The 519-nt window shown below is 35.3% G+C and carries 1 pseudogene; it reads right to left on the reverse strand.

The features are described from left to right. Positions 1 to 519: pseudogene (locus V4T18_RS18310) on the reverse strand (hypothetical protein); the annotation flags it as partial.

Here is a 519-nt window from a genome sequence, read left to right on the forward strand (position 1 = left end):
TCTCTTTCTTGATCAAGGTTTAAATTGCATTCTTCTGTTTCGTTTAAGCATTTAGAACTGTAATCTATGGCTATTGCTTTGTCGTTAGACCGAGATTTTATATAGCCCAAAAAAACAAAATAAAATCCATTTTCATTTTCATCTACTTTTTGTTTATATTCCGCAATGTAGATATCTTTATCTTCTGTCGTAGACTTTTCAAAGTCTGCAAGTGATACTAATTTTTTTGAACCGATCAGCAATTCTAAATTTTCATCTATCCATTCGGTAGCTTCCCGGTCATAAAAACGACCTACAACAGAATATCCGTAGTTCTCTGCTTCCTGGTCTTCCCCGAAATAAATGGCTTCGTAATCTTGATCTCGATATTGATAATACGTTTGATCCATTGTAGCATTCACTGGAAATAACATCGTGTACCCATCAATTCCTGATTTTAATTCATAGTACCCGTCTTCCACTTCTTTAGAAGAAGTAAGAAACCCACTTGTAAACTCATCCTGCAAGGCAAGCGTTTGC

The sequence above is a fragment of the Lysinibacillus sp. 54212 genome (assembly GCF_036662795.1).
GTDB lineage: Bacteria > Bacillota > Bacilli > Bacillales_A > Planococcaceae > Lysinibacillus_B.